The sequence below is a fragment of the Sneathiella limimaris genome, assembly GCF_012932565.1.
In the GTDB taxonomy this organism is placed as follows: domain Bacteria; phylum Pseudomonadota; class Alphaproteobacteria; order Sneathiellales; family Sneathiellaceae; genus Sneathiella; species Sneathiella limimaris.
Genome location: NZ_JABBYJ010000001.1, coordinates 1,037,437 through 1,057,477, shown reverse-complemented (window position 1 = coordinate 1,057,477; position 20,041 = coordinate 1,037,437). Strand labels below are relative to the sequence as shown.

The window sequence follows — 20,041 nt, the reverse complement described above, 5'->3', positions numbered from 1 at the left end:
GTGGCAGCCATAAAATATGTCGAACCAGGTACCTTCTGAGTTTATTGATCTCGCCAGCAAGCTGGCTGATGCCGCAGGCGAGATCATTCGCCCCCTTTACCGGAAAAAAATTGAAATTGTCAGCAAGGACGATTTGAGTCCTGTGACAATTGCCGACCAAAATGCCGAGATGGCCATGCGCAAGATTATCGAAGCGCATTACCCGGAACATGGAATTTATGGCGAGGAACATGGACAGGTCCGCACGGACGCTGAATATGTATGGGTCCTGGATCCGATCGATGGGACCCACTCCTTTATTTCTGGTGCCCCGACATTTGCCACATTGATTGGCCTCACCCGGAACGGAAAACCTGTGATGGGTGTGATCGATCAGCCGATTTCCGGTGAGAGATGGGTAGGCGCAAATGGTGAGACAACCTTTAACGGCACCAAAATCCAAACCAATGCAGACATCACTGACGTGCAGACCGCCTCACTCTTCTCCTACGGGATTGAGCTGTTCAAAAGCGTCAAAGGTCCGCAATATCAAAAATTGACCGAGACTGTTCGTCGGATCCGTTTTGGATATGACAGTTACGCCTATGCCCTGCTGTCACAAGGCTTCGTTGATATCGTTGCTGACGCAGACATGAAGCCCTTTGACTATTGTGCACTTGTGCCAGTTGTTGAGAATGCTGGTGGTCAGATTTCAGACTGGGATGGCAATCCACTCACCCTGACAAACCCGGGCTATGTGCTGGCAACAGGCAATTCTGCATTGCATGAAGCCACCCTTGACGTTCTGAAAAGTTAAGAAGCCGGGCGCCATTCCCTCTTGATGTTAAAGCCATTTACCCCCATGTTGTTAGGCAATAAACACATGCGAACAGGGAAAAATGAATTTACTCAAGTCTGCAGCCAGCTTGGCACTTATCTCTTTTCTTGTTGTTCCAGCCCTTGCCTCGGCCAGTGATGTAAAGACAACAAAATCTCACGGGCTCTCTCTTGCGGGCCCGTTAAAATATCCAGCCGATTTTCCGCATCTGGATTATGTCAACCCCGATGCACCGAAAGGTGGGCAGATCAAACTCTCCGCACTTGGAGGTTTTGACAACCTAAATCCCTTCATTTCAAAGGGAAACAGTGCTTCTGGCTTGGGACTTACCTTTGAAACCCTGATGACCCAGCCCGCTGATTCCCCAAGCGCAGAATATGGGTTGATCGCAGAAACTGTCGAAGTTGCTGATGATCTCAGCTTCGCCATTTTTAACTTGCGTCCCGAAGCACGTTTTCATGATGGCACCCCCATCACTGCCGAGGATCTGATCTTTAGCCTGCAAATGGTTAAGGAGCATGGACGGCCCCTTTTTCGCTATTACTATGCCAATGTGAAAGAAGGCATCATTCTGGATGATCACCGGATTAAGTTCACATTCACGGGTCCACCCAATCGGGAACTCCCGCAAATTGTGGGCCAACTTCTGCCAGTCCTATCCAAAAAGCACTTTGAGAACAGGGACTTTACCTCTACTACCCTTGATCCGATCATGGGATCCGGCCCCTATAAAATCAAAGAGTTTGAAGCCAATCGCTTCATAGAATACGAGCGGGTGAAGGATTATTGGGGAAAAGATCTGCCCATAAATAAAGGCCGCTATAACTTTGATACTTATCGCTATGACTATTATCGGGATAGCTCCGTTCTGCTGGAAGCCTTTAAAGCCGGCGAATATGATTTCAGGGCTGAAAATAGCGCAAAAAACTGGGCTACGGGATATGATTTCCCCGCCTTGAAGAAAGGCCTTGTTGTTAAGGAAAATATTCCCAGCAAAACGCCAGCGGGGCAGCAGGGATATGTCTATAACCTCCGCAAAGAAAAGTTTCAGGACCCGGCTTTACGCGAAGCCCTGTCCTATGCTTTCGATTTTGAATGGCTCAATAAAAATATCTTCTACGATCAGTATGAACGGACCAACAGCTTCTTTTATAACTCCGTCATGGCCGCAACGGGAAAACCGGAGGGGAAAGAGCTGGAAATCCTCGAAGAATACCGGGGGAAAGTTCCTGAGCGCGTCTTTGGCCCAGCTTACGAGCCCCCTGTCTCGGATGGTTCCGGGCGGGATCGCAAGCCGCTACGAGCTGCAAAAGCAATCCTGAAAAAAGCCGGATGGGATGTGAAGGATGGCAAGCTGATCGATCCAAAAACCGGAAAGCCGCTAGAAATCGAGTTTCTGGCCTATGACCCGAACAGCCTTCGTATTCTTGGCCCCTTTATCAAAAATCTCGAAAAATTGGGGGTTACTGCTACGTCCCGCGTTGTCGATACCGCCCAATATACGGAACGGCTCCGCAATTATGATTTCGATATTGTCACGTCTGTTTTTGGCCAATCCATTAGTCCCGGCAATGAACAGCGGGAATTTTGGGGCAGTGCAGCTGGTAAGCGTCCCGGTAGCCGAAACCTGATGGGGATTGATAACCCCGTTGTTGATGATCTGATTGAGCGGCTGATCTCGGCACCGGATTATGAAAGCCTGAAGCCGATTGTTCGGGCACTGGATCGCGTGCTGACCTGGAATTTCTATATTATCCCGCAATTCACCTCTGCCTATGAACGAATTGCTTACTGGAACAAATTTGGCAAGACAGATGTCTACCCATCCCAAGGCACTGATATTACCGCCTGGTGGGTTGATCCCGAAAAACAACGGAAGCTGAAAGAAGGCTTGGAAACTCTGAAAAAAGACTCCAACTAGCAAGAGGATAACTGATGCGCTTCCTTTCCGCTTTGAAATCCGCGTCCCTCATTCTTGTCGGTGCACTAAGCCTGCAGTCTGCAATCGCTGCGGAGCAAGGCATAAAAACTCACGGGCTTTCCAGTTTTGGCAACCTGAAATATGGCGCTGATTTTGCCCATTTTGACTATGTCGATCCAAACGCACCCAAGGGCGGTAGCATTCGCCTTCGTAACCTCAATAGTTTTGACAGTGTAAACCCCTTTATCCTCAAAGGGGTTTCTGAGGTTCTGAATTCCGACAAGGGTGGTGATCTTTTCTTCAATTTCGCCACCCTGATGACCCGCGCCCATGATGAGCCGGATGCGGTCTATGGGCTCGTTGCGAAGGAAGCCGATTTGGATCCTGACGGCAAATGGGTGGAATTTCATTTGCGCGAAGGACCGCAGTTCCATGATGGCTCCCCCATCACACCGGACGATATCGTTTTCAGTTTCGAAACCCTCAAAAATGAAGGTCACCCTCGTTATCAAGTCTCCTATAAGGACATTGAAAGCGCAAAGATTACGGGACCGGCTTCTGTCCGATTTGACTTCAACAAAAATGCTTTAACCCGGGGCTTGGCACTGCAAGTCGCGACCATGCCAATCCTCTCCAAAGTGTCTTTTGAAACTCGTGCCTTCAATGAGACAACGCTTGAGCCCCTGCTGGGGTCAGGCCCTTACAAGATTGTCGATGTGCAACCCGGTCGGTCCGTCACTTATGAGCGGATCAAAAACCATTGGGCAGAAAATCTTCCAGTTCATGTTGGCCGCTTCAACTTTGACAGCATCCAGGTCGACTATTACCGTGATCGCACCATAGCTCTGGAGGCCTTCTTTGCCGGAGAATACGATTTTCGCGAAGAGTTCACTTCCCGCAGTTGGGCCGTTGAATATGACGGAAAACCGGCTTTTAAAAACGGCTCAATTATAAAAGAGACTCTCCCGGATGCCTCAATGACTGGTTTTCAGGCATTTTTCTTTAATACACGCCTCGAAAAATTCAGCGACATTCGGGTTCGCAGGGCCATTGCCCGCATGTTCGATTTTGAATGGACCAATAAAAACCTGTTTTATGATAGTTACGAGCGCCTGACCTCCATTTTCGAGAACTCAGAGATGAAGGCTATTGATAGCCCCAGCGATGCTGAACTTGCCCTCCTAACCCCCTGGAAAGAACAGCTTCCGCCAGAAGTCTTTGGCGCCAGTTTTGTGCCTGAAAAAACAAAGGGGGATGGCCGGATGCGAACGGCTATTCGCCAATCATTGAAAGATCTGAAGGAAGCCGGCTGGACAATACAGGACAAAAAACTCCTCAATTCCGAAGGGCAGCCCTTCACTATGGAATTTTTGCTCTACAGCCGCTCTTTTGAGCGGATTATCAACCCCTTTATTCGAAACTTGGAGCGGATTGGCATTCAGGCAAATATTCGACTTCTGGATTTAGCCAGCTGGCAAAACAGAATGCAGGAGTTTGACTTTGAAATCGCCACAAGGCGGTTTGGGCAGCCTGCCTATCCAGGCGTTGAGCTTCGCAATTGGTGGGGATCGGGGGCGGCCAAAACGGTTGGCGGCCTGAATGTATCGGGTATTCAAAGCCCAGCAGTTGATAGCCTGATTGAAAGCATCATCAAGGCAGATAACAAAGAGGACTTAGTCGTTGCTGCCCGTGCTCTTGATCGGGTAATCATGCATTCCCATGTCACCATCCCCCAGTGGTTCAAGGCCAGTCATTTCGTTGCATTTTGGGATAAATTTGGACGGCCAGAGGCGCAAAAACCCGGCTATGACAGGGCGGCTCTTCATAGTTGGTGGTATGATCCGGAAAAAGCCGCTAAGTTAAAGCAGATTAACGGTCAATAGGGGGCTCAGCTTGCTGGCATATATCATCAGACGGCTGTTATTGATGATCCCGACTCTATTCGGGATCATGCTACTGAATTTCGCGATTATCCAGTTTGCCCCAGGCGGTCCTGTTGAGCAGATTATTGCCGAAATTCAGGGGACTGCCATCGGAGCAACAGCTCGGATCGGCGGATCGGGTAGCGGTGATCTCGGCGGCGGCGGCTCAACCTCAACCACCTCAGGAACAAACGAGAGCAGCTATCGGGGTGCACAAGGGCTAGATCCTGAATTTATCAAGGAACTGGAGAAACAGTTCGGCTTCGATAAGCCCGCGCATGAGCGCTTTTTCCAGATGATCAAGAGCTATCTGGTCTTCGATTTTGGCAACAGTTACTTCCGCGATGAGAGCGTCATCAATCTGGTGCTGGAAAAAATGCCCGTTTCCATCTCATTGGGGCTTTGGACGACGCTGCTCGTCTACATCATCTCCATCCCGCTAGGTATTCGCAAAGCTGTGAAGGATGGCACGCGCTTTGACGTCTGGACCAGCAGCCTGATTATTGTCGGCAACGCCATCCCCAGCTTTCTCTTTGCCGTTGCCCTGATTGTCTTTTTTGCCGGTGGGTCCTATCTCGACTGGTTCCCGCTTCGGGGCTTAACCTCTGAAAATTTTGATGAGCTTAGTCTCTTTGGCAAGATTGCGGATTATTTCTGGCACATTGCCCTGCCAGTCACGGCCATGGTCATTGGTGGCTTTGCGGCCCTCACCCAGCTGACCAAGAACTCTTTTCTTGATCAGATCAACCAGCAATATGTGCTGACAGCGCGGGCCAAGGGGCTGACAGAAAAACGGGTCCTTTATGGCCATGTCTTTCGGAACGCCATGCTGATCGTCATCGCCGGTTTTCCAAGTGCCTTTATCGGGATCCTGTTTACCGGATCCCTGCTGATCGAGGTTATCTTCAGCCTGGATGGGTTGGGGCTGCTTGGTTTTGAGGCAGCAATCAATCGGGACTATCCGGTTATTTTCGCGACCGTCTATGTTTTCTCCCTCCTTGGGTTGATCATGAACCTGATCGGAGATCTGACCTATACCATTATCGATCCCCGGATCGATTTTGAAGCGCGGGAGGCTTAAAAAATGGCTCTCTCTCCGCTTAACCAAAGACGACTAGAAAATTTCAAGGCCAACCGGCGGGGCTACTATTCCATGCTCCTGTTTCTGGGTCTGTTTGTCATCTCCCTGTTTGCCGAGTTGATCGCCAATGACAAGCCCCTGCTGATCTCCTACGAAGGGGAACTTTATACCCCTTTTCTGGTGACTTATCCGGAAACAACCTTTGGCGGTGACTTTGAAACGGAAGCGGATTACCGCGATCCGTTCGTCATGGACCTGATTAAGGAGGCAGATGGCTGGACAGTCTGGCCCCTCATTCGCTACAGCTACACCACAATCAATTATGATTTGAAATCCCCGGCCCCAAGCCCGCCTGATAGTGAAAACTGGCTCGGAACAGATGATCAGGGCCGCGACGTTCTGGCAAGGGTAATCTATGGCTACCGAATTTCGGTGGCTTTCGGTCTTATCCTCACCATTCTCAGCTCCATTATTGGTATCGCCGCAGGCGCAGTTCAGGGCTATTTTGGGGGTATGACCGACCTTATATTCCAGCGCCTTCTGGAAATTTGGGGCGGAATGCCAAGCCTCTACATTCTAATTATTCTCGCCGCCCTGATTGAGCCAAGCTTCCTGATCCTGCTGGTTCTTCTCCTACTCTTTAGCTGGCCCAGCCTGGTGGGTGTGGTGCGCGCGGAATTTCTAAGGTCCCGCAACTTTGATTATGTGCGGGCGGCACGAGCTCTTGGGGTCCGCGATAGCGTGATCATGTTCAAGCATCTATTGCCCAACTCCATGGTCTCCGCCCTCACCTTCATGCCCTTTATCCTGACAGGCTCCATTGTCAGCCTCACCTCGCTTGACTTCCTCGGGCTTGGACTGCCGCCGGGATCACCCTCCCTCGGTGAACTCCTGGCACAGGGCAAGGCAAACCTGCAGGCGCCCTGGCTCGGTATCACTGCCTTCATGGTGCTCTCTGTCATGTTGACACTCGCCTTCTTCATGCAAGAAGGAATTCGGGACGCGTTTGATCCCAGAAAGACGTTTAACTGATGGCGTTTGTTTCTGTTAAAGATCTGGCAATTTCCTTTCGGGTTAAGGGTGAACAGGTTCCTGCGGTAAAACATGTCTCCTTTGATATCGAGCATGGGGAAACCCTTGCGCTTGTGGGCGAAAGTGGGTCGGGTAAATCCATTACAGCGCTGAGTATTCTGCAGCTGCTCCCTTATCCGTTGGCATCACATCCCCATGGGGAAATCCTTATTGATGGCCAGAATGTAATCGGGGCGCCCTTTCAGGACCTTCACAAGATCCGAGGCAATAAGATCTCCATGATCTTTCAGGAGCCCATGACCTCCCTGAACCCGCTTCACACTATTGAGAAACAGATCAATGAAACCCTGCTGGTTCACAAGGGCTACAGCAAGGCTGAGGCGAGCGCTCGAGTGAAAGAGCTGTTGGAACTTGTTGGCCTCCCTGCAACAGAAGATCGCCTCAACGCCTTTCCCCATCAGCTTTCCGGTGGGCAACGGCAACGGGTGATGATTGCCATGGCGCTGGCAAATGAGCCAGATTTGTTGATTGCGGACGAGCCGACCACGGCCCTTGATGTCACGATCCAGGCTCAGATTCTGGAGCTGTTGAAAGACCTTCAGGAACGGTTGGGCATGGCAATCCTGCTCATCACCCATGATCTTGGTATTGTCCGGAAGATGGCCAAAAAGATCTGCATTATGACCAAAGGTGAGGTTGTTGAGGCAGGCCCGACCGAAAAAATCTTCACTGACCCTGAGCATCCTTACACAAAAATGCTATTGGGTGCGGAGCCCAAAGGCCTTCCCTCATCCAAGGATCCAGAGGCGAAATCTGTCATCGAAGGCAAGAATGTCAAAGTCTACTTCCCAATCAAAAAGGGACTTTTGAAACGCACCGTGGATTATGTTCGGGCCGTTGACGACATTTCGGTCAATGTCCGAGAGGGGCATACAGTTGGTGTCGTGGGTGAAAGCGGCTCTGGCAAGTCCACCCTTGGCCTTGCGCTTTTGCGATTGCTGAAATCGGAAGGCGATATCCTCTATAACGGCAATTCGATCCAGTCAAAGCAATGGAAAGAACTGCGGCCTCTGCGATCAGAAATTCAGATTGTGTTCCAGGATCCCTATTCCAGCTTAAGCCCCCGTCTCTCTGTCGGGCAGATTATTGAAGAAGGCCTGCTGGTTCATCAGGGTAAGGGAAATCGGCAAGAGCGACGGGAGCTGATCGCCAAGACCCTTGAAGAGGTCGGGATCGATGGCTCCGCTCAGGATCGCTATCCCCATGAATTTTCCGGAGGGCAGCGCCAACGGATCTCCATTGCCCGTGCCCTGATCCTCAAACCCCGGTTTATTGTTCTGGATGAACCAACTTCAGCACTGGATATGTCTGTCCAGGCTCAAATCGTTGATCTGTTGCGGGACTTGCAGAAAAAATATAATCTCTCCTATCTCTTCATCAGTCATGACTTGAAAGTCGTCAAGGCACTTGCCGATGAGGTTCTGGTTATGAAGGACGGTCAGGTTGTCGAGCAGGGCTCCGCCCATCAAATCTTTGACAATCCAACAACTGACTACACCAGGAAACTCATGAAAGCCGCCTTCGATCTGGCTACATAAAACAAATAAGAAACTGGAGACCCCTAATGGCACTCATTTTCCACAGTTCCATCAAACGTGACGATTGGTGGCGCGCTGAAATGGCGAAGCATGTTCCGGATCTGGAAATGCGTTTTCACCCTGACGTTGGTAATCCTGATGACATTGAATTTGCGCTCTGCTTCAACATGCCAGAAGGTGAGCTCGCCCGTTTCAAGAACCTGAAGGCTATTTTTTCCTTAGGGGCAGGTGTCGATCACTTTTTCAAAGATCCAACTTTTCCAAAGCATGTTCCGCTAGCGCGCGTAGTGGATGATGAATTGAGCGCGCGTATGACCGAATATGTGGTCCAGCATGTGCTGAACCATCACCGGGATCAGCTCACATATGATCATCAACAGCGGCAAAAAGTTTGGAAAGTCCATCATCCGCCAGCCGCAACAGCCCGAAAAGTCGGTATCCTGGGACTAGGTGCTCTGGGTAATCATGCCGCCAAAACGCTGGCTTCCCTCGGCTTTCAGGTGTCAGGCTGGAGCCGCAGCAAGAAAGAAATTCCATCGGTCAAAAGCTATGCTGGAGCGGGGGAGCTGGATCAGTTCCTGTCTGAAGTCGAGATCCTGGTTTGCCTGCTTCCATTGACTGAGGAAACAGAAGGTATTTTGAACGCCGATCTTTTTGCAAAACTGCCTGAAGGTGCGTCCCTGATCAATCCAGGACGCGGCCCTCACCTTGTTGAAGAGGATCTGATCAAGGCCCTGGACAGTGGACATATGTCATGTGCAACGCTGGATGTATTTCGGACAGAGCCGCTTCCTGAAGACAGCCCACTTTGGAGCCACGAGAAAATCCGCATCACCCCGCATGTGGCAAGTATTGCAGCCCCAAACCGGGTTGCCGCCCTTGTTGCGCAAAATATCATTCGCGCCAGAAATGGTGAGAAACTGCTCAATCAGGTCGATGTAGATCGCGGGTACTAAAGCTATAGGGGAAAATCAGGTTCCGCCCAGGTTTTCCCACGCCGCTTTTTCAATGACTTCAGCGATCTCACTGAGATAAACCGAGCCCTTAACCGTCCGCACCACATTGACGGACCGCATATCCTTTTCATCAGGTTTGCGCTTCAAAAGCTCTAACTTCCCGAGACTGTCCAAAGCACGGGTAACCGCAGGCTTGGAGATTTTCAAGCGGGCGGCCAATCCGCGAACTGTATGCGGCGGGTCTTCCAGATAAACAATCAGCAAAATCGCCATCTGTCGAGATGACAAGTCCGGCCCCTGACGGCTAACCAGTTGGCCGAGGGCCTGTTTCCACATATTAAGTGTGGCTTGTGTTGTTGAGGTTGCTTGCATTAGCAGAGTATCCCACAAACAGGTTTATTTCGCAAGCGTAACAGAGTTGACATTCTCCTACTCCGCGCCCCATCATATGATCAGCTTCCCGGTCAAATGACGGAATATCCCTTATGTCCCCAGAATTTCTTCTAACCGCACTAATCGTTGTTCTGGCACCGGGTACGGGCGTCATATACACGGTTGCCATTGGACTCTCGAAAGGCCGCTCGGCTTCTATCGCCGCGGCATTTGGATGTACAATGGGAATTATCCCCCACCTGTTGGCCAGTATTTTGGGACTGGCAGCCATTCTGCATACCAGTGCCCTTTTGTTTGAAAGCATCAAATATGCCGGCGTGGCCTATCTGCTCTATCTCGCCTGGCAGGTTTTAAAGGGGAACGGGACAATTTCCCTGCAATCGTCAGAAGCTGAAAAATCCAGAAGCATTGGCAAGCTGATTTCGACTGGGTTCCTGATCAATATCCTGAACCCGAAACTGTCCATTTTCTTTTTGGCATTTCTGCCCCAGTTTATTTTACCCGGAACGCCCACACCGTCTCAGGATATGGGCGTGTTAGGACTGGTGTTCATGCTGCTGACATTTGGTGTTTTCGTGATTTACGGTCTGTTTGCCGCCACACTCAGCCGGCACATCCTCAGTCGGCCCAGTTTCCTGAAATGGTTTAACAGGGGTTTGGCCGGTGTCTTTGTTGCCTTGAGCGCTAAATTGGCCCTGACGGAACGATAACTTACCCGCCAAAGCGCTCCTTGATCACTTCAAACATGGTCCGGATGCCATAGGCTTCGCCTCCTTGTGGGCGACCGGGACGCTCCCGGTTGTTGTAGGCCATAATGTCGAAATGCACCCAGCTTTTGGCATTCTTGACAAAATCCTTGAGGAACAATCCGGCCGTAATAGCCCCTGCAAAGGAAGAGCTTCCAGCATTATTGATATCCGCAATCGGGCTATCGATCAGGCTCCGGTATTCATCCCAAAGCGGCAGCCGCCATACCGGATCTTTCTCCGCGACGGATTTGCTGTAAATCAGGTTATAAAGCTCATCATCATCGGTGAAAGTCGCCGCAAGCTCCGTTCCGACGGCAACGCGTGCAGCACCAGTCAGGGTCGCGAAATCAATCAACAGATCCGGCTCTTCCTCATCCGCTGCTGTCAGAGCATCGGCAAGGATCAACCGGCCTTCTGCATCCGTATTACCAATCTCAACCGTAATGCCTGCGCGGCTGGTCAGGATATCGCCTGGTCTAAAGGCATTTCCAGACACCGCATTTTCAACAGCCGGGATCAAAACCCGAAGACGAACCGGCAAATTGGCATGCATGATCATATGCGCAAGACCAAGTGCCATTGCGGCCCCGCCCATATCCTTCTTCATCAGCAACATGGCTGAGGAGGGCTTCAGATCCAGTCCACCTGTATCAAAGCACACGCCTTTGCCCACAATAGTGACCTTTGGCGCATCTGCATCACCCCACACCATGTCTACAAGTCTTGGCGCCTGGTCTGAAGCGCGGCCGACGGCATGAACCATTGGGAAATGGTAGGTCAAAAGATCATCGCCGATGATGTTCATCTGACGGGCTTCAAACTCTCCCGCGATTTGCGAGGCGGCACCTTCCAGCGCTTTCGGCCCCATATCGGCAGTTGGGATGTTGATCAGTTCACGGGCCAGATTGGTGCCATAAACAGTTCGCTCCACATGCTCAAGATCCGCGCCCGCGGGTAACATCAGGGTCGCGAATTTCTTCTCGCTTTTCTTGTAGCGGTCAAACTTGTATGTCGCCAATGACCAGCCGATGGCAATGTCAGTGGCCTGCTTTGGTTTAACCTTCCCTTCCAGGTGATAGGCGCCAACTGGAATTGCAGTTGGAAGAGCAGCCAGTGACCAAATATGCCAGTCCTCTTTCGCATGCACAAAAAGAATGGAGGCAATTGCCCCACTTTCATCTGGAAGGGCAATAAATTTGCCATCCTTGGCTTCAAATCCGTGCTGATCCAGCCATTTTTTAACAAAATCCGTCTGCTTTTTGAGCCAACCGTCATACTTATCAATCAGGACGGCATGAATAGGCTTGGATACAATGTCTTCGGAAGTTGAAATATAGGGGACCACGGAATTCTCCTTGTTTGTTGTCCGCAAATTATCAAAGGATGGACGTCTCAACAACTGCTTTCAGCGGCAGTTGCTCAAAGGCTTCAAACTCTTATTGAGATCTCTCGTCTCTTTCTTCATAATATTTTTGAGCCCCGGCGTGAATTGGGATCCCGACCCCTTTGCGGGAATTTTCATACCGGATCAATTTCCCTTTCACATGGCCACTGTCAAGCAGCACCCGATTACGCGGGTGCCACAGGGATTTTGCCAGTCCGTAAGCCAATTCCTCAGACATGGAAGCGTTGACAATCCACTGGGTGCTGACCGCCAATGTCGATGTTTTTTCAATCCCCTGATAGGTTCCTTCCGGAATTTGGGACACCGTAAAAAACTCATAGAGATTGGTAATCTTCTTCGCCAACGCTCCGTCAATGGGAAGCAAATCCACGAGATCCTGTTTCGCAAGCTCCGACACTGCATTGACCGGATAGCCCGCGATAAAAAAGAACGCATCCAGCTTGCCAGACTGCAATAAAGCCAGCGCCTTATCCGCGTTTGCATCGACCGCTTCATAGTCGCTGCTCCCTATCCCATAAGCTTTCAGGATGTTAATTGCATTCAGGCGCGTGCCAGATCCCGGCAGATCTATGGAAATCCGCTTGCCTTTGAGGTCTTCAAAACTTTTGATACCAGCAGCTTTTCGGATAACCAGATGCACATCTTCAGGATAGAGGTTGGCAATCACTCGAAGCGATTTGCCAGAGGGCTTCTGGTTTTCGAACGATCCTGTCCCGTAATAGGCTGCATAGATAAGATCCGATTGGGCGAGCGCAGATTCAAGCTCCCCTTTTAGAACGGCGCGGATATTAACAACAGACCCCCGTGTTGTCTGGGCCGCGGCAATCAAGCCTGGAACACCGCAGGAGCCTCCGTCTTCGCATGGGCGGCTACCGGGCGGTCCTGTAATTGTCGCACCGATTAAGGTGCCAATGGGGAAATAGGTTCCCGAGCTTGATCCTGTCCCTATTCGGAAAAAGGTGAGCTCTTGGGCAAAGGTTAAAGGTAATCCGAGAATTAAAACCAATATCCCGCTTAACAGACACACTTTTAAACGAGAGAATTGGATCATTTAAACTACCTTTCCCGGAAAAAATCGAACCATTTAATAAGACATACCTTTTCACACTAAAAAGTAAAGGTGGCAAAGAGATGACTAGCTGGTTCCGGTCCCGCGAAGTTGCTGGGAAACCTGTTCGATATCGAAGGCAAGGCTGGCCGAATGGCGAACTTCTTTACAGGCCGTATGGATCGCAAACGGAATTTGAAACATCAGTTCCTGATCCTGCTCCGACAAAGGTTTTACTGAGGCCTTGATCCGGCTGAGGACATCATCAAACGCACTAATCAATGCTTCGATATGGGCATATTCAGTTCCAAAAACAATTTTTTGCAGATTATTGTTCATCTCGATCATATGACCGATCATTTCATGACGAGCGTCAATATCCTGAAGTTCAGTCCCAAGACCCATGACTTTGGTGGAAAGCCGAAGAAACTGCTCTGTTAAGATGGAGACCTGTCGATCCTTCACCGCTGAGAGGGCAAGTTCGATATTTTCAGGGGTTGCATCAAACTCCGGACGATTTTCGACTTTCGCCTTCAGGGAATTTGGAACCACCATCAGGCCCGGCTGTGACAGCCCACGAACGATCTGACGCCGGTCTGGGCCGATATAATCTTCAGTGACAATAAAGGGTTTACGCGCAGTGATCAGCCCATGTACCCGGTCAGACAGCTGGTTGGCCGACATGGGGCGAGAGAGAATATCATCTGCACCCGCCTGGATCCCCTCATTTACAGATTCCGGTGTCGTGTGCCACAGCGTGACGATGATGTTCACAAAAGGATTGGACCCCAGATCGTTGTGCCGCACTCTCTTGATGATTTGCTCCAGCGACCCTTCTCTAGTCACAAGATCCCCAACAATAAGATCGTAGGAGTTTTTCTCCGCCATTTGCAGAAATTCAGACCAATTCTGAACAGCCTCAACCTCGCCAAACCCCAAATCCAAAAGAGCGACACGTGTGTTGTGTCGCAGGGTAGATTGGGGGTCATAAAGCAGAACCGAAGATGTACCGAACCGCTGATCTATCATTCAAATAGGCGCCTTACGCGTTGGGCAGAACCTTGATCAGATGCTGAAAGACGTTATCCGGAGAATCCTTGAACTGGATCCCCACCTGTTTCCCTTTGCACCACATCGTCTCGCATGGGAATTTACCGAGTTTTGGAATAACCAGAACCAAGCCAACTTTTTCAATAATAGGCTGATCCAGGTCCAATCGCGCCCCATTTGCCGAGATATCCCGGACAACCCCATGGACTTCCCGCACTTCGCTCTTGAGGGTAATGTCATTGAAGTAAACTTTAACCTGGGCTTCCCAAACCACACGGCTCCGCCGATATTTTCTATTTTCTGTATAGTTTTTCGGCGCCTCACCCAGTTCACGAGCCCGTTGCATATCAAGCTCATTCAGCATCTGGTGAATATCTTTACCAATAATCATAAAACTGCCTTCTCTTTCAAAAGGAACTCAAATCTGTCCATTCGAACACTGACGGGTGATTAAACCAGAGAGACATTAATAAAAGGCAAACAGCTTTCTACCATTTCGCGCATTGGCTGCGAACATTCTGATAGCTCCGGGCCGTATCGATTTTAGCGTTTTCTCGCTGACGTTCCTCATAGAACGCCTCCAGGTAGGGTTTCAGGTTTGCCTGGATCTGGGAGCCGAACAGCTGCGGGGCCTTTTTAGGGCTTGTTGTGTAAAACGGTTTTAACGCCAATGCCATGTTATGAAGCGCCTGCTCAATTTTAGCCGCATATTTCGTCTGAACTTTCAGGTTAATGTCCATATGCTGGTTTTCATGACGTAAAATTGCCCGGAAAGGACAACTACCGGCTTTGTACTTATTGGCGACATATACTTCGCTGCGGCGCTGTCCAAATGTCATCTCGACATTGACCAGCCAAACACAATGTTTATTCCCAATTTGCTGACTACGGGTTTCAATCCGAATGGGATGCGCGACCTCTGTAAGCGCCAAACCCAGTAAGACTGTCTCATCCGAATGCTGATAGTCCAACCGATTGGCCGAAAGCTGGGTTATCTGGCGCGGGGATTTACTGCGAATAAGCTGTGTCTGCACATTTTCATGTTTAAAGGACACATTGGGCCGGAAACTGGTTTCTTTACAAAAATCGACGTTCGCTCTTGAGACAGCTGGAAATACACTGATCAGACAAAAAGCCAGAAAGCTGGCCAGAATTGTGTGAAATCTGAGTTTCATCCGAACCTTAATCAAAGAGGGCATCAATATCTGCCTGACCAAGTGTACTACCTGTTTCAACTTCGACAACCTTTTGCTGACCAGTTTCAGGCAAGCCCCGACGAGAGGGTTTATCAGGAATTTCTTCCGGACCTTCCAAAAGCAGCTGTCCATTGATAATTCCGGCAGCCCGGTCAATCAATTTGCGAATAAGGTTACATTTAGCTTCCAGAAACGCAGATTTTTCACCGGCTTCCAATGCAGCGCGATCCGTCAACAGGGACTTCTGTAACAGAACAAGCTGTCTGTTGATTTTTGCAACCGTGCTGTCGAAGGGAGCTTTATATTCCTTGGGACAGTGGTCATAAGCGGCGATAGCCAGTTCCTTATCGGCAATCCCGCTGCTTTCAAAATGTTCTTTGTAGAGCTTTGGATCCCATGCTGCGAACTCATCTGCCAGGTCCGGCATATCCACCAGCATTTCGGCAAGCATCAAGGCCTCGTTAAAATGATTGAGGTAATCAGTCGCCAGAAGGGACGTTGCGTTTACATTTGTTCCGACCGCCTGCGCCCTATATTTCTCTAACTCAGATAAATTTTCAGACATTTCACACTGGGACAAGCCCAAACCTTCCGTAATACATAGTACTTTCAGCTTGGTTTAGGGGAAAATCCTTAAGGAAATGTGTGTTTTTCTAATTTTCAAAGCTCTGGAGTAAGGAAATTTCCTCAGTTGATATAGGAGCTTTCGCAAACGCTCGAAGAAGACACAAGCTGTTTATCTGCAGAGGCTTCTGTCGCGAAGAAATATACCGAACTTAAAAGAAAGAAGACCGACGCAATCATAGAGATCGAATTCATCAAGTTTGCGTATGCAGTTCGGACCCGCAAAGCTGTGTTAAAATCCCTGAGCATCAACTCCTCCTCTGTCGTTGGGTGACTGAAAAGAAGTATGCCCCTGCGGTAAGAAGCTTCAAGCCTTAAGATAGATTTATAGCCATAAATAACACTTTTAAAGTTTAATTCAGATAAGGCCTATGTATCTGAATTAGTCGACCTACCAGATCTTGTTGCGCATACAACCTACACGCTTAATGCTAAGCGCACGCAAAAATTGCAACTTTAAAGTTTAATCGAATCGGGGGTGATTTAGCTTCTAAAGGGTATCCAGAAACTTCTTCAGCAGATTGATCAACTGCTTGTGGTTTCGCGCGCCCATTCCCTTGATAAAAAGCTGCTCCATCTCCTCAATCTTCACCCGCAGGTCCGCAAGCTCTTTCTCGCCGGCCGCAGTTAAAGAAACCGCATAAGCCCGCTTGTCGTTGGCGACCTGTTCTTTTTTGATGAAACCGTTCTTTTCAAACTGGTTCAGAATTGGAACAAGGGAGGAGCGATCAAGACCCGCAGCCCAGGCTATCGCCGATTGGGTTCTGCCGGGATTATTGGCAATAATTTCCATGACGGAATATTGCCCGGTCATCAATTTCACACCCGTTTCTTTTAGAAAACTACTCTGGGCTGCAAGAACAGCCTTCCTCATATAGTACCCTACGTTATGCTCAAGGGCACCGAGGTCCATCGCGGCATGAGCACTCTCATCCGACTTGCGTACACTATTCTTTGATGACACGAAAAATCTCTCCCAGTACTTTTCGTCTATATGCGCTTCTGAGCACATGTTTAGTTTATAGGCGTTAGAAACCCCCATAATCAAGACTTTTAAGACGGAAAGCGGAAATTATGTTTTCCGGGCAACAAAAGCATGAAAAAGGGGGAATTCAGTATTCCCCCTCGACTTGCGTCCTTAATTCTACTTTTGCGATTTCTTCTCAATGCGGCGGGCATGCAAGATAGGCTCCGTATACCCACTCGGCTGAGATTGCCCCTGGAATACAAGATCCATCGCAGCCTGAAACGCAATAGACCCTTCAAAATTTGAAGCCATCGGCTCATAAAGAGGATCACCGGCATTTTGCTTGTCCACGACTTCCGCCATCCGTTTCATCACGGCTGTGACCTCTGCCTCACTGCAGACACCATGACAGAGCCAATTCGCAATATGCTGGCTGGAGATCCGCAAAGTTGCCCGATCTTCCATCAATCCCACATCATGAATGTCGGGGACCTTGGAACAACCAACGCCCTGATCAATCCAGCGAACCACATACCCCAGAATACCTTGCGCGTTATTTTCAAGTTCTGCGGTGACTTCATCCGGTGACAGGTTTTGCCCCTTCATCAAGGGTGGTGTCAGGATCGCATCCAGACTGGCCCGGCCACGGGATTTCAGTTCAGCCTGCCGATCTGCAACAGAGATCTGATGATAATGAATGGCATGCAGGGTTGCCGCTGTTGGGGAAGGAACCCAGGCGCAGTTGGCACCAGCCATCGGATGGCCCTGCTTGGTTGCCATCATTTCCGCCATTTCATCAGGCTTTGCCCACATGCCTTTACCAATCTGGGCATGACCAGGCAGGCCAACCTCAAGACCGATATCCACGTTCCAGTCCTCATAAGCGGCAATCCATGGCTCCGCCTTGCAATCATCTTTGCGCAAAAATGCACCGGCCAGCATGCTGGTATGAATTTCATCACCGGTCCGATCCAGGAAGCCCGTGTTAATGAAGAAAATCCGCTCTGATACCGCCCGAATACATTCCTTCAGATTAACGGTTGTCCGGCGTTCCTCATCCATCACACCGACTTTAACCGTGTTTCTGGCAAGCCCAAGCTCATCCTCTACCGCGTTGAAAAGATCATTGGTAAAGGCCGCTTCTTCAGGGCCGTGCATTTTCGGCTTCACAATATAGACACTGCCTGCCCGGCTGTTTTTATATTCTGTCGACCCTTTCAAGTTGTGAAGGGCGCAGGCGGTAGTCATCAGTGCATCCAGAATACCTTCAGGCGCTTCAATACCATCTCCGTAAAGCACAGCGCCGGTTGTCATCAGATGACCGACATTTCGAACCAGCAACAAACTCCGGCCATGCAGGCGAAGTTCTGAACCATCTTTAGCTGTGTAGATCCGATCTTTGGCCAGGGTCCGGGTTACCGTTTTGCCGTTTTTCTCAAAACTGTCTGCAAGGTCCCCTTTCATCAGTCCCAGCCAGTTACTGTAAACAAGGGCTTTATCTTCTGCATCCACTGCCGCAACAGAGTCTTCGCAGTCCTGAATGGTGGAAAGCGCTGATTCCATCAACACATCCTTGACCCCAGCTGGATGGTCCTTGCCCACTGGATGGGATGGATCAATTTGGATATCCAGATACAGACCGTTGTTCTTCAGAAGAACCGACGTCAACCGGTCACCATCCGCAAGATACCCGGCGAACTGATCGTCATTTGAAAGGGCAGTTTCTGATCCCCCTTTCAAGGTCACCACAAGGTCCCCTGCGCCGGAAAGGCTGTAAGCGCTGACATCCGCATGGCTACCATTTTTTAAAGGCGCAATGCCATCCAAAATTTCAGAAGCGCGGGCGATCACTTTTGCACCCCGGCCCGGATTATAGGACGTGCCTTTTTCGGCGCCGGCCTCTTCCGCGATCAGGTCCGTTCCATAAAGCGCATCATAAAGGCTACCCCAACGCGCGTTGGCCGCATTCAGTGCGTAGCGCGCGTTCATCACAGGCACAACCAGCTGCGGTCCTGCAACAGATGCGATTTCCGGATCGACATTTGCGGTTGTCACCTGAAATGCGGGTCCTTCCGGCACCAGGTATCCAATCTCTGTCAGAAAAGCTTTATAGGCTTCTAAATCAATCGCTTTGCCAACGTGATCCTGGCACCATTCGTCCAACTTCTCCTGTAGCTCATCCCGCTTGATCAGCAATTCCCGATTTCTCGGTGCAAAATTGGTGAGAAGCTTTTCCAGCGAAGCCCAAAGCCCTTCGGCCGTGAGATCAAGTCCGGGCAGCAGTTTATTATCGACAAAATCAACCAACTCTGAAGCGACCTGCAATTGGCCGATGGGGATATATTTGGTCACGAGTATCTCCTTAAACGAAGGCGGCGGGCCGTTCGCCCATGAATCCTTTTGCCAGCATATTGACATTCTTTCCAATTCTGCAAAATAATAAATGGAAACGTTTTCACATTACGGAAATATCTAATGAGCGCCGCCCCTAAAACCGATGCCACCCGGACAGGTCAGGTTCAATCCCTGAACCGGGCTCTTTCCATTCTCAATACTGTCGCCGAAAGTAACAGCGGCCTTAAACTGACAGAAATTTCAAAAACTCTGGGACTGGCGCCTTCAACAACGCACCGGTTACTGACAACTTTGCAGGAAGAACGCTATGTGCAGTATGACCGGGATAGCTCCCGCTGGCAAATCGGGATACAGGCATTTGTGACGGGAAATGGCTTTCTGATTTCCCGGGATCTTGTCACCGTTGCGAGGCCTCATATGCGGCGCCTGATGGAAGAAAGCGGAGAGACAGTCAATCTCGCAATCTCAGAAGGCGACGATGTGATTTACATGGCCCAGATTGAAAGCCGGGAAATGATGCGCGTCTACTCCAAGCCCGGCAATCGGGTTCCCCTTCATTGCTCAGGTGTTGGCAAGGCCATTCTCATGATGGCCAGTGATGAGGAAATCGCCCGCCGTGCTCTGGAGAATGGGCTTAACCAGCTCACCGACAAAACCATTTCATCCGTTGAGGCACTGACCAAAGAGCTGAATGAAAGCCGAAAGCGCGGGTTCGCTATTGATGATGAAGAACATGCGGTTGGCCTCAGATGCGTCGCCAGCGTCATTTTTGATGAATATGCCGAACCTTTTGCCGCCGTCTCAATTTCTGGCCCGGCCGCCCGTGTTCAGCCTGAAAGACTGATGGAGCTTGGCGAGCAGGTCAAAGCCGTCTCCCGTCAGATCACCGCTGCCCTCGGCGGTAAAATTCCAGCAACCGCTTGAAAG

The 20,041-nt window shown here is 50.0% G+C and carries 18 protein-coding genes; 9 read left to right on the top strand and 9 right to left on the bottom strand.

All coding sequences use genetic code 11. From position 1 onward, the window contains the following. The first annotated feature begins 16 nt into the window (after window positions 1–16). The 7 genes from hisN to HH301_RS05075 all read left to right on the top strand — a co-directional run bounded on the left by hisN (window position 17) and on the right by HH301_RS05075 (window position 9,327). A complete protein-coding gene (gene hisN / locus HH301_RS05105) occupies window positions 17–796 on the top strand; it encodes a histidinol-phosphatase (protein WP_169567267.1) in 780 nt (259 codons plus the stop codon). 82 nt (window positions 797–878) lie between these two features. Then, the gene (locus HH301_RS05100) at window positions 879–2,738 is read left to right on the top strand and encodes an extracellular solute-binding protein (RefSeq protein ID WP_169567265.1); all 1,860 of its coding nucleotides are present in this window, start codon (window positions 879–881) and stop codon (window positions 2,736–2,738) included. A gap of 14 nt (window positions 2,739–2,752) precedes the next feature. Next, window positions 2,753–4,621 carry an extracellular solute-binding protein gene (locus HH301_RS05095; RefSeq protein ID WP_169567263.1) on the top strand — a complete coding sequence of 623 codons (1,869 nt, stop codon included), beginning with the start codon at window positions 2,753–2,755 and terminating at the stop codon, window positions 4,619–4,621. Between the two features lie 10 nt (window positions 4,622–4,631). Continuing rightward, window positions 4,632–5,741, top strand: a complete 1,110-nt coding sequence (locus tag HH301_RS05090) for a microcin C ABC transporter permease YejB (protein WP_169567261.1) — start codon at window positions 4,632–4,634, stop codon at window positions 5,739–5,741. A 3-nt stretch (window positions 5,742–5,744) separates the two neighbouring features. Then, window positions 5,745–6,773, top strand: a complete 1,029-nt coding sequence (locus tag HH301_RS05085) for an ABC transporter permease (RefSeq protein WP_169567259.1) — start codon at window positions 5,745–5,747, stop codon at window positions 6,771–6,773. Next, on the top strand, window positions 6,773–8,371 hold the full coding sequence (locus HH301_RS05080; protein WP_169567257.1) for an ABC transporter ATP-binding protein: 1,599 nt from the start codon (window positions 6,773–6,775) through the stop codon (window positions 8,369–8,371). Before HH301_RS05085 ends, HH301_RS05080 begins: the two co-directional genes overlap by 1 nt. Before the next feature lie 26 nt (window positions 8,372–8,397). Beyond that, window positions 8,398–9,327 carry a 2-hydroxyacid dehydrogenase gene (locus tag HH301_RS05075; protein WP_169567255.1) on the top strand — a complete coding sequence of 310 codons (930 nt, stop codon included), beginning with the start codon at window positions 8,398–8,400 and terminating at the stop codon, window positions 9,325–9,327. A 15-nt stretch (window positions 9,328–9,342) separates the two neighbouring features. Here HH301_RS05075 and HH301_RS05070 read toward each other — a convergent pair whose 3' ends face one another. Continuing rightward, entirely contained in the window at window positions 9,343–9,699 is a 357-nt protein-coding gene (locus HH301_RS05070) for a MarR family winged helix-turn-helix transcriptional regulator (protein ID WP_169567253.1), read from the bottom strand. Between the two features lie 113 nt (window positions 9,700–9,812). On the opposite strand from HH301_RS05070, the gene HH301_RS05065 reads away from it, so the two are divergent. Next, window positions 9,813–10,430, top strand: a complete 618-nt coding sequence (locus HH301_RS05065) for a LysE family translocator (protein ID WP_169567251.1) — start codon at window positions 9,813–9,815, stop codon at window positions 10,428–10,430. Window position 10,431: 1 nt separating this feature from the next. Here HH301_RS05065 and HH301_RS05060 read toward each other — a convergent pair whose 3' ends face one another. The 8 genes from HH301_RS05060 to HH301_RS05025 all read right to left on the bottom strand — a co-directional run bounded on the left by HH301_RS05060 (window position 10,432) and on the right by HH301_RS05025 (window position 19,111). Next, window positions 10,432–11,814, bottom strand: coding sequence for a leucyl aminopeptidase family protein (locus HH301_RS05060; RefSeq protein ID WP_169567248.1), 1,383 nt, complete (start codon window positions 11,812–11,814; stop codon window positions 10,432–10,434). A 91-nt stretch (window positions 11,815–11,905) separates the two neighbouring features. Further along, complete coding sequence (locus HH301_RS05055) at window positions 11,906–12,925, bottom strand: TAXI family TRAP transporter solute-binding subunit (RefSeq protein ID WP_169567247.1); 1,020 nt, start codon at window positions 12,923–12,925, stop codon at window positions 11,906–11,908. An 84-nt stretch (window positions 12,926–13,009) separates the two neighbouring features. Further along, window positions 13,010–13,951, bottom strand: coding sequence for a response regulator (locus HH301_RS05050; RefSeq protein WP_169567245.1), 942 nt, complete (start codon window positions 13,949–13,951; stop codon window positions 13,010–13,012). Between the two features lie 13 nt (window positions 13,952–13,964). Beyond that, window positions 13,965–14,363 (bottom strand): PilZ domain-containing protein, encoded by a 399-nt coding sequence (locus HH301_RS05045; protein ID WP_169567243.1) that lies wholly within the window; start codon window positions 14,361–14,363, stop codon window positions 13,965–13,967. 97 nt (window positions 14,364–14,460) lie between these two features. Beyond that, window positions 14,461–15,171: a hypothetical protein gene (locus tag HH301_RS05040; RefSeq protein WP_169567241.1), complete on the bottom strand. Its 711-nt coding sequence runs from the start codon at window positions 15,169–15,171 to the stop codon at window positions 14,461–14,463. Beyond that, on the bottom strand, window positions 15,155–15,733 hold the full coding sequence (locus HH301_RS05035; protein ID WP_169567239.1) for a hypothetical protein: 579 nt from the start codon (window positions 15,731–15,733) through the stop codon (window positions 15,155–15,157). The genes HH301_RS05040 and HH301_RS05035 overlap by 17 nt, the downstream gene beginning before the upstream one ends. Before the next feature lie 549 nt (window positions 15,734–16,282). Then, window positions 16,283–16,756, bottom strand: a complete 474-nt coding sequence (locus HH301_RS17615; RefSeq protein WP_169567237.1) for a MarR family transcriptional regulator — start codon at window positions 16,754–16,756, stop codon at window positions 16,283–16,285. Between the two features lie 180 nt (window positions 16,757–16,936). Next, window positions 16,937–19,111 carry a malate synthase G gene (locus HH301_RS05025; RefSeq protein WP_206378176.1) on the bottom strand — a complete coding sequence of 725 codons (2,175 nt, stop codon included), beginning with the start codon at window positions 19,109–19,111 and terminating at the stop codon, window positions 16,937–16,939. Between the two features lie 123 nt (window positions 19,112–19,234). Between HH301_RS05025 and HH301_RS05020 the strand changes: the two genes are divergently transcribed. Then, on the top strand, window positions 19,235–20,038 hold the full coding sequence (locus tag HH301_RS05020; protein WP_169567233.1) for an IclR family transcriptional regulator: 804 nt from the start codon (window positions 19,235–19,237) through the stop codon (window positions 20,036–20,038). Window positions 20,039–20,041: the final 3 nt, after the last annotated feature.

Bases quoted from the DNA above. Each gene is read 5' to 3' on its own strand.
- hisN (WP_169567267.1), top strand. From the start codon at position 17: ATGTCGAACCAGGTACCTTCTGAGTTTATTGATCTCGCCAGCAAGCTG.
- HH301_RS05100 (WP_169567265.1), top strand. From the start codon at position 879: ATGAATTTACTCAAGTCTGCAGCCAGCTTGGCACTTATCTCTTTTCTT.
- HH301_RS05095 (WP_169567263.1), top strand. From the start codon at position 2,753: ATGCGCTTCCTTTCCGCTTTGAAATCCGCGTCCCTCATTCTTGTCGGT.
- HH301_RS05085 (WP_169567259.1), top strand. From the start codon at position 5,745: ATGGCTCTCTCTCCGCTTAACCAAAGACGACTAGAAAATTTCAAGGCC.
- HH301_RS05080 (WP_169567257.1), top strand. From the start codon at position 6,773: ATGGCGTTTGTTTCTGTTAAAGATCTGGCAATTTCCTTTCGGGTTAAG.
- HH301_RS05075 (WP_169567255.1), top strand. From the start codon at position 8,398: ATGGCACTCATTTTCCACAGTTCCATCAAACGTGACGATTGGTGGCGC.
- HH301_RS05070 (WP_169567253.1), bottom strand. From the start codon at position 9,699: ATGCAAGCAACCTCAACAACACAAGCCACACTTAATATGTGGAAACAG.
- HH301_RS05065 (WP_169567251.1), top strand. From the start codon at position 9,813: ATGTCCCCAGAATTTCTTCTAACCGCACTAATCGTTGTTCTGGCACCG.
- HH301_RS05055 (WP_169567247.1), bottom strand. From the start codon at position 12,925: ATGATCCAATTCTCTCGTTTAAAAGTGTGTCTGTTAAGCGGGATATTG.
- HH301_RS05050 (WP_169567245.1), bottom strand. From the start codon at position 13,951: ATGATAGATCAGCGGTTCGGTACATCTTCGGTTCTGCTTTATGACCCC.
- HH301_RS05045 (WP_169567243.1), bottom strand. From the start codon at position 14,363: ATGATTATTGGTAAAGATATTCACCAGATGCTGAATGAGCTTGATATG.
- HH301_RS05040 (WP_169567241.1), bottom strand. From the start codon at position 15,171: ATGCCCTCTTTGATTAAGGTTCGGATGAAACTCAGATTTCACACAATT.
- HH301_RS05035 (WP_169567239.1), bottom strand. From the start codon at position 15,733: ATGTCTGAAAATTTATCTGAGTTAGAGAAATATAGGGCGCAGGCGGTC.
- HH301_RS05020 (WP_169567233.1), top strand. From the start codon at position 19,235: ATGAGCGCCGCCCCTAAAACCGATGCCACCCGGACAGGTCAGGTTCAA.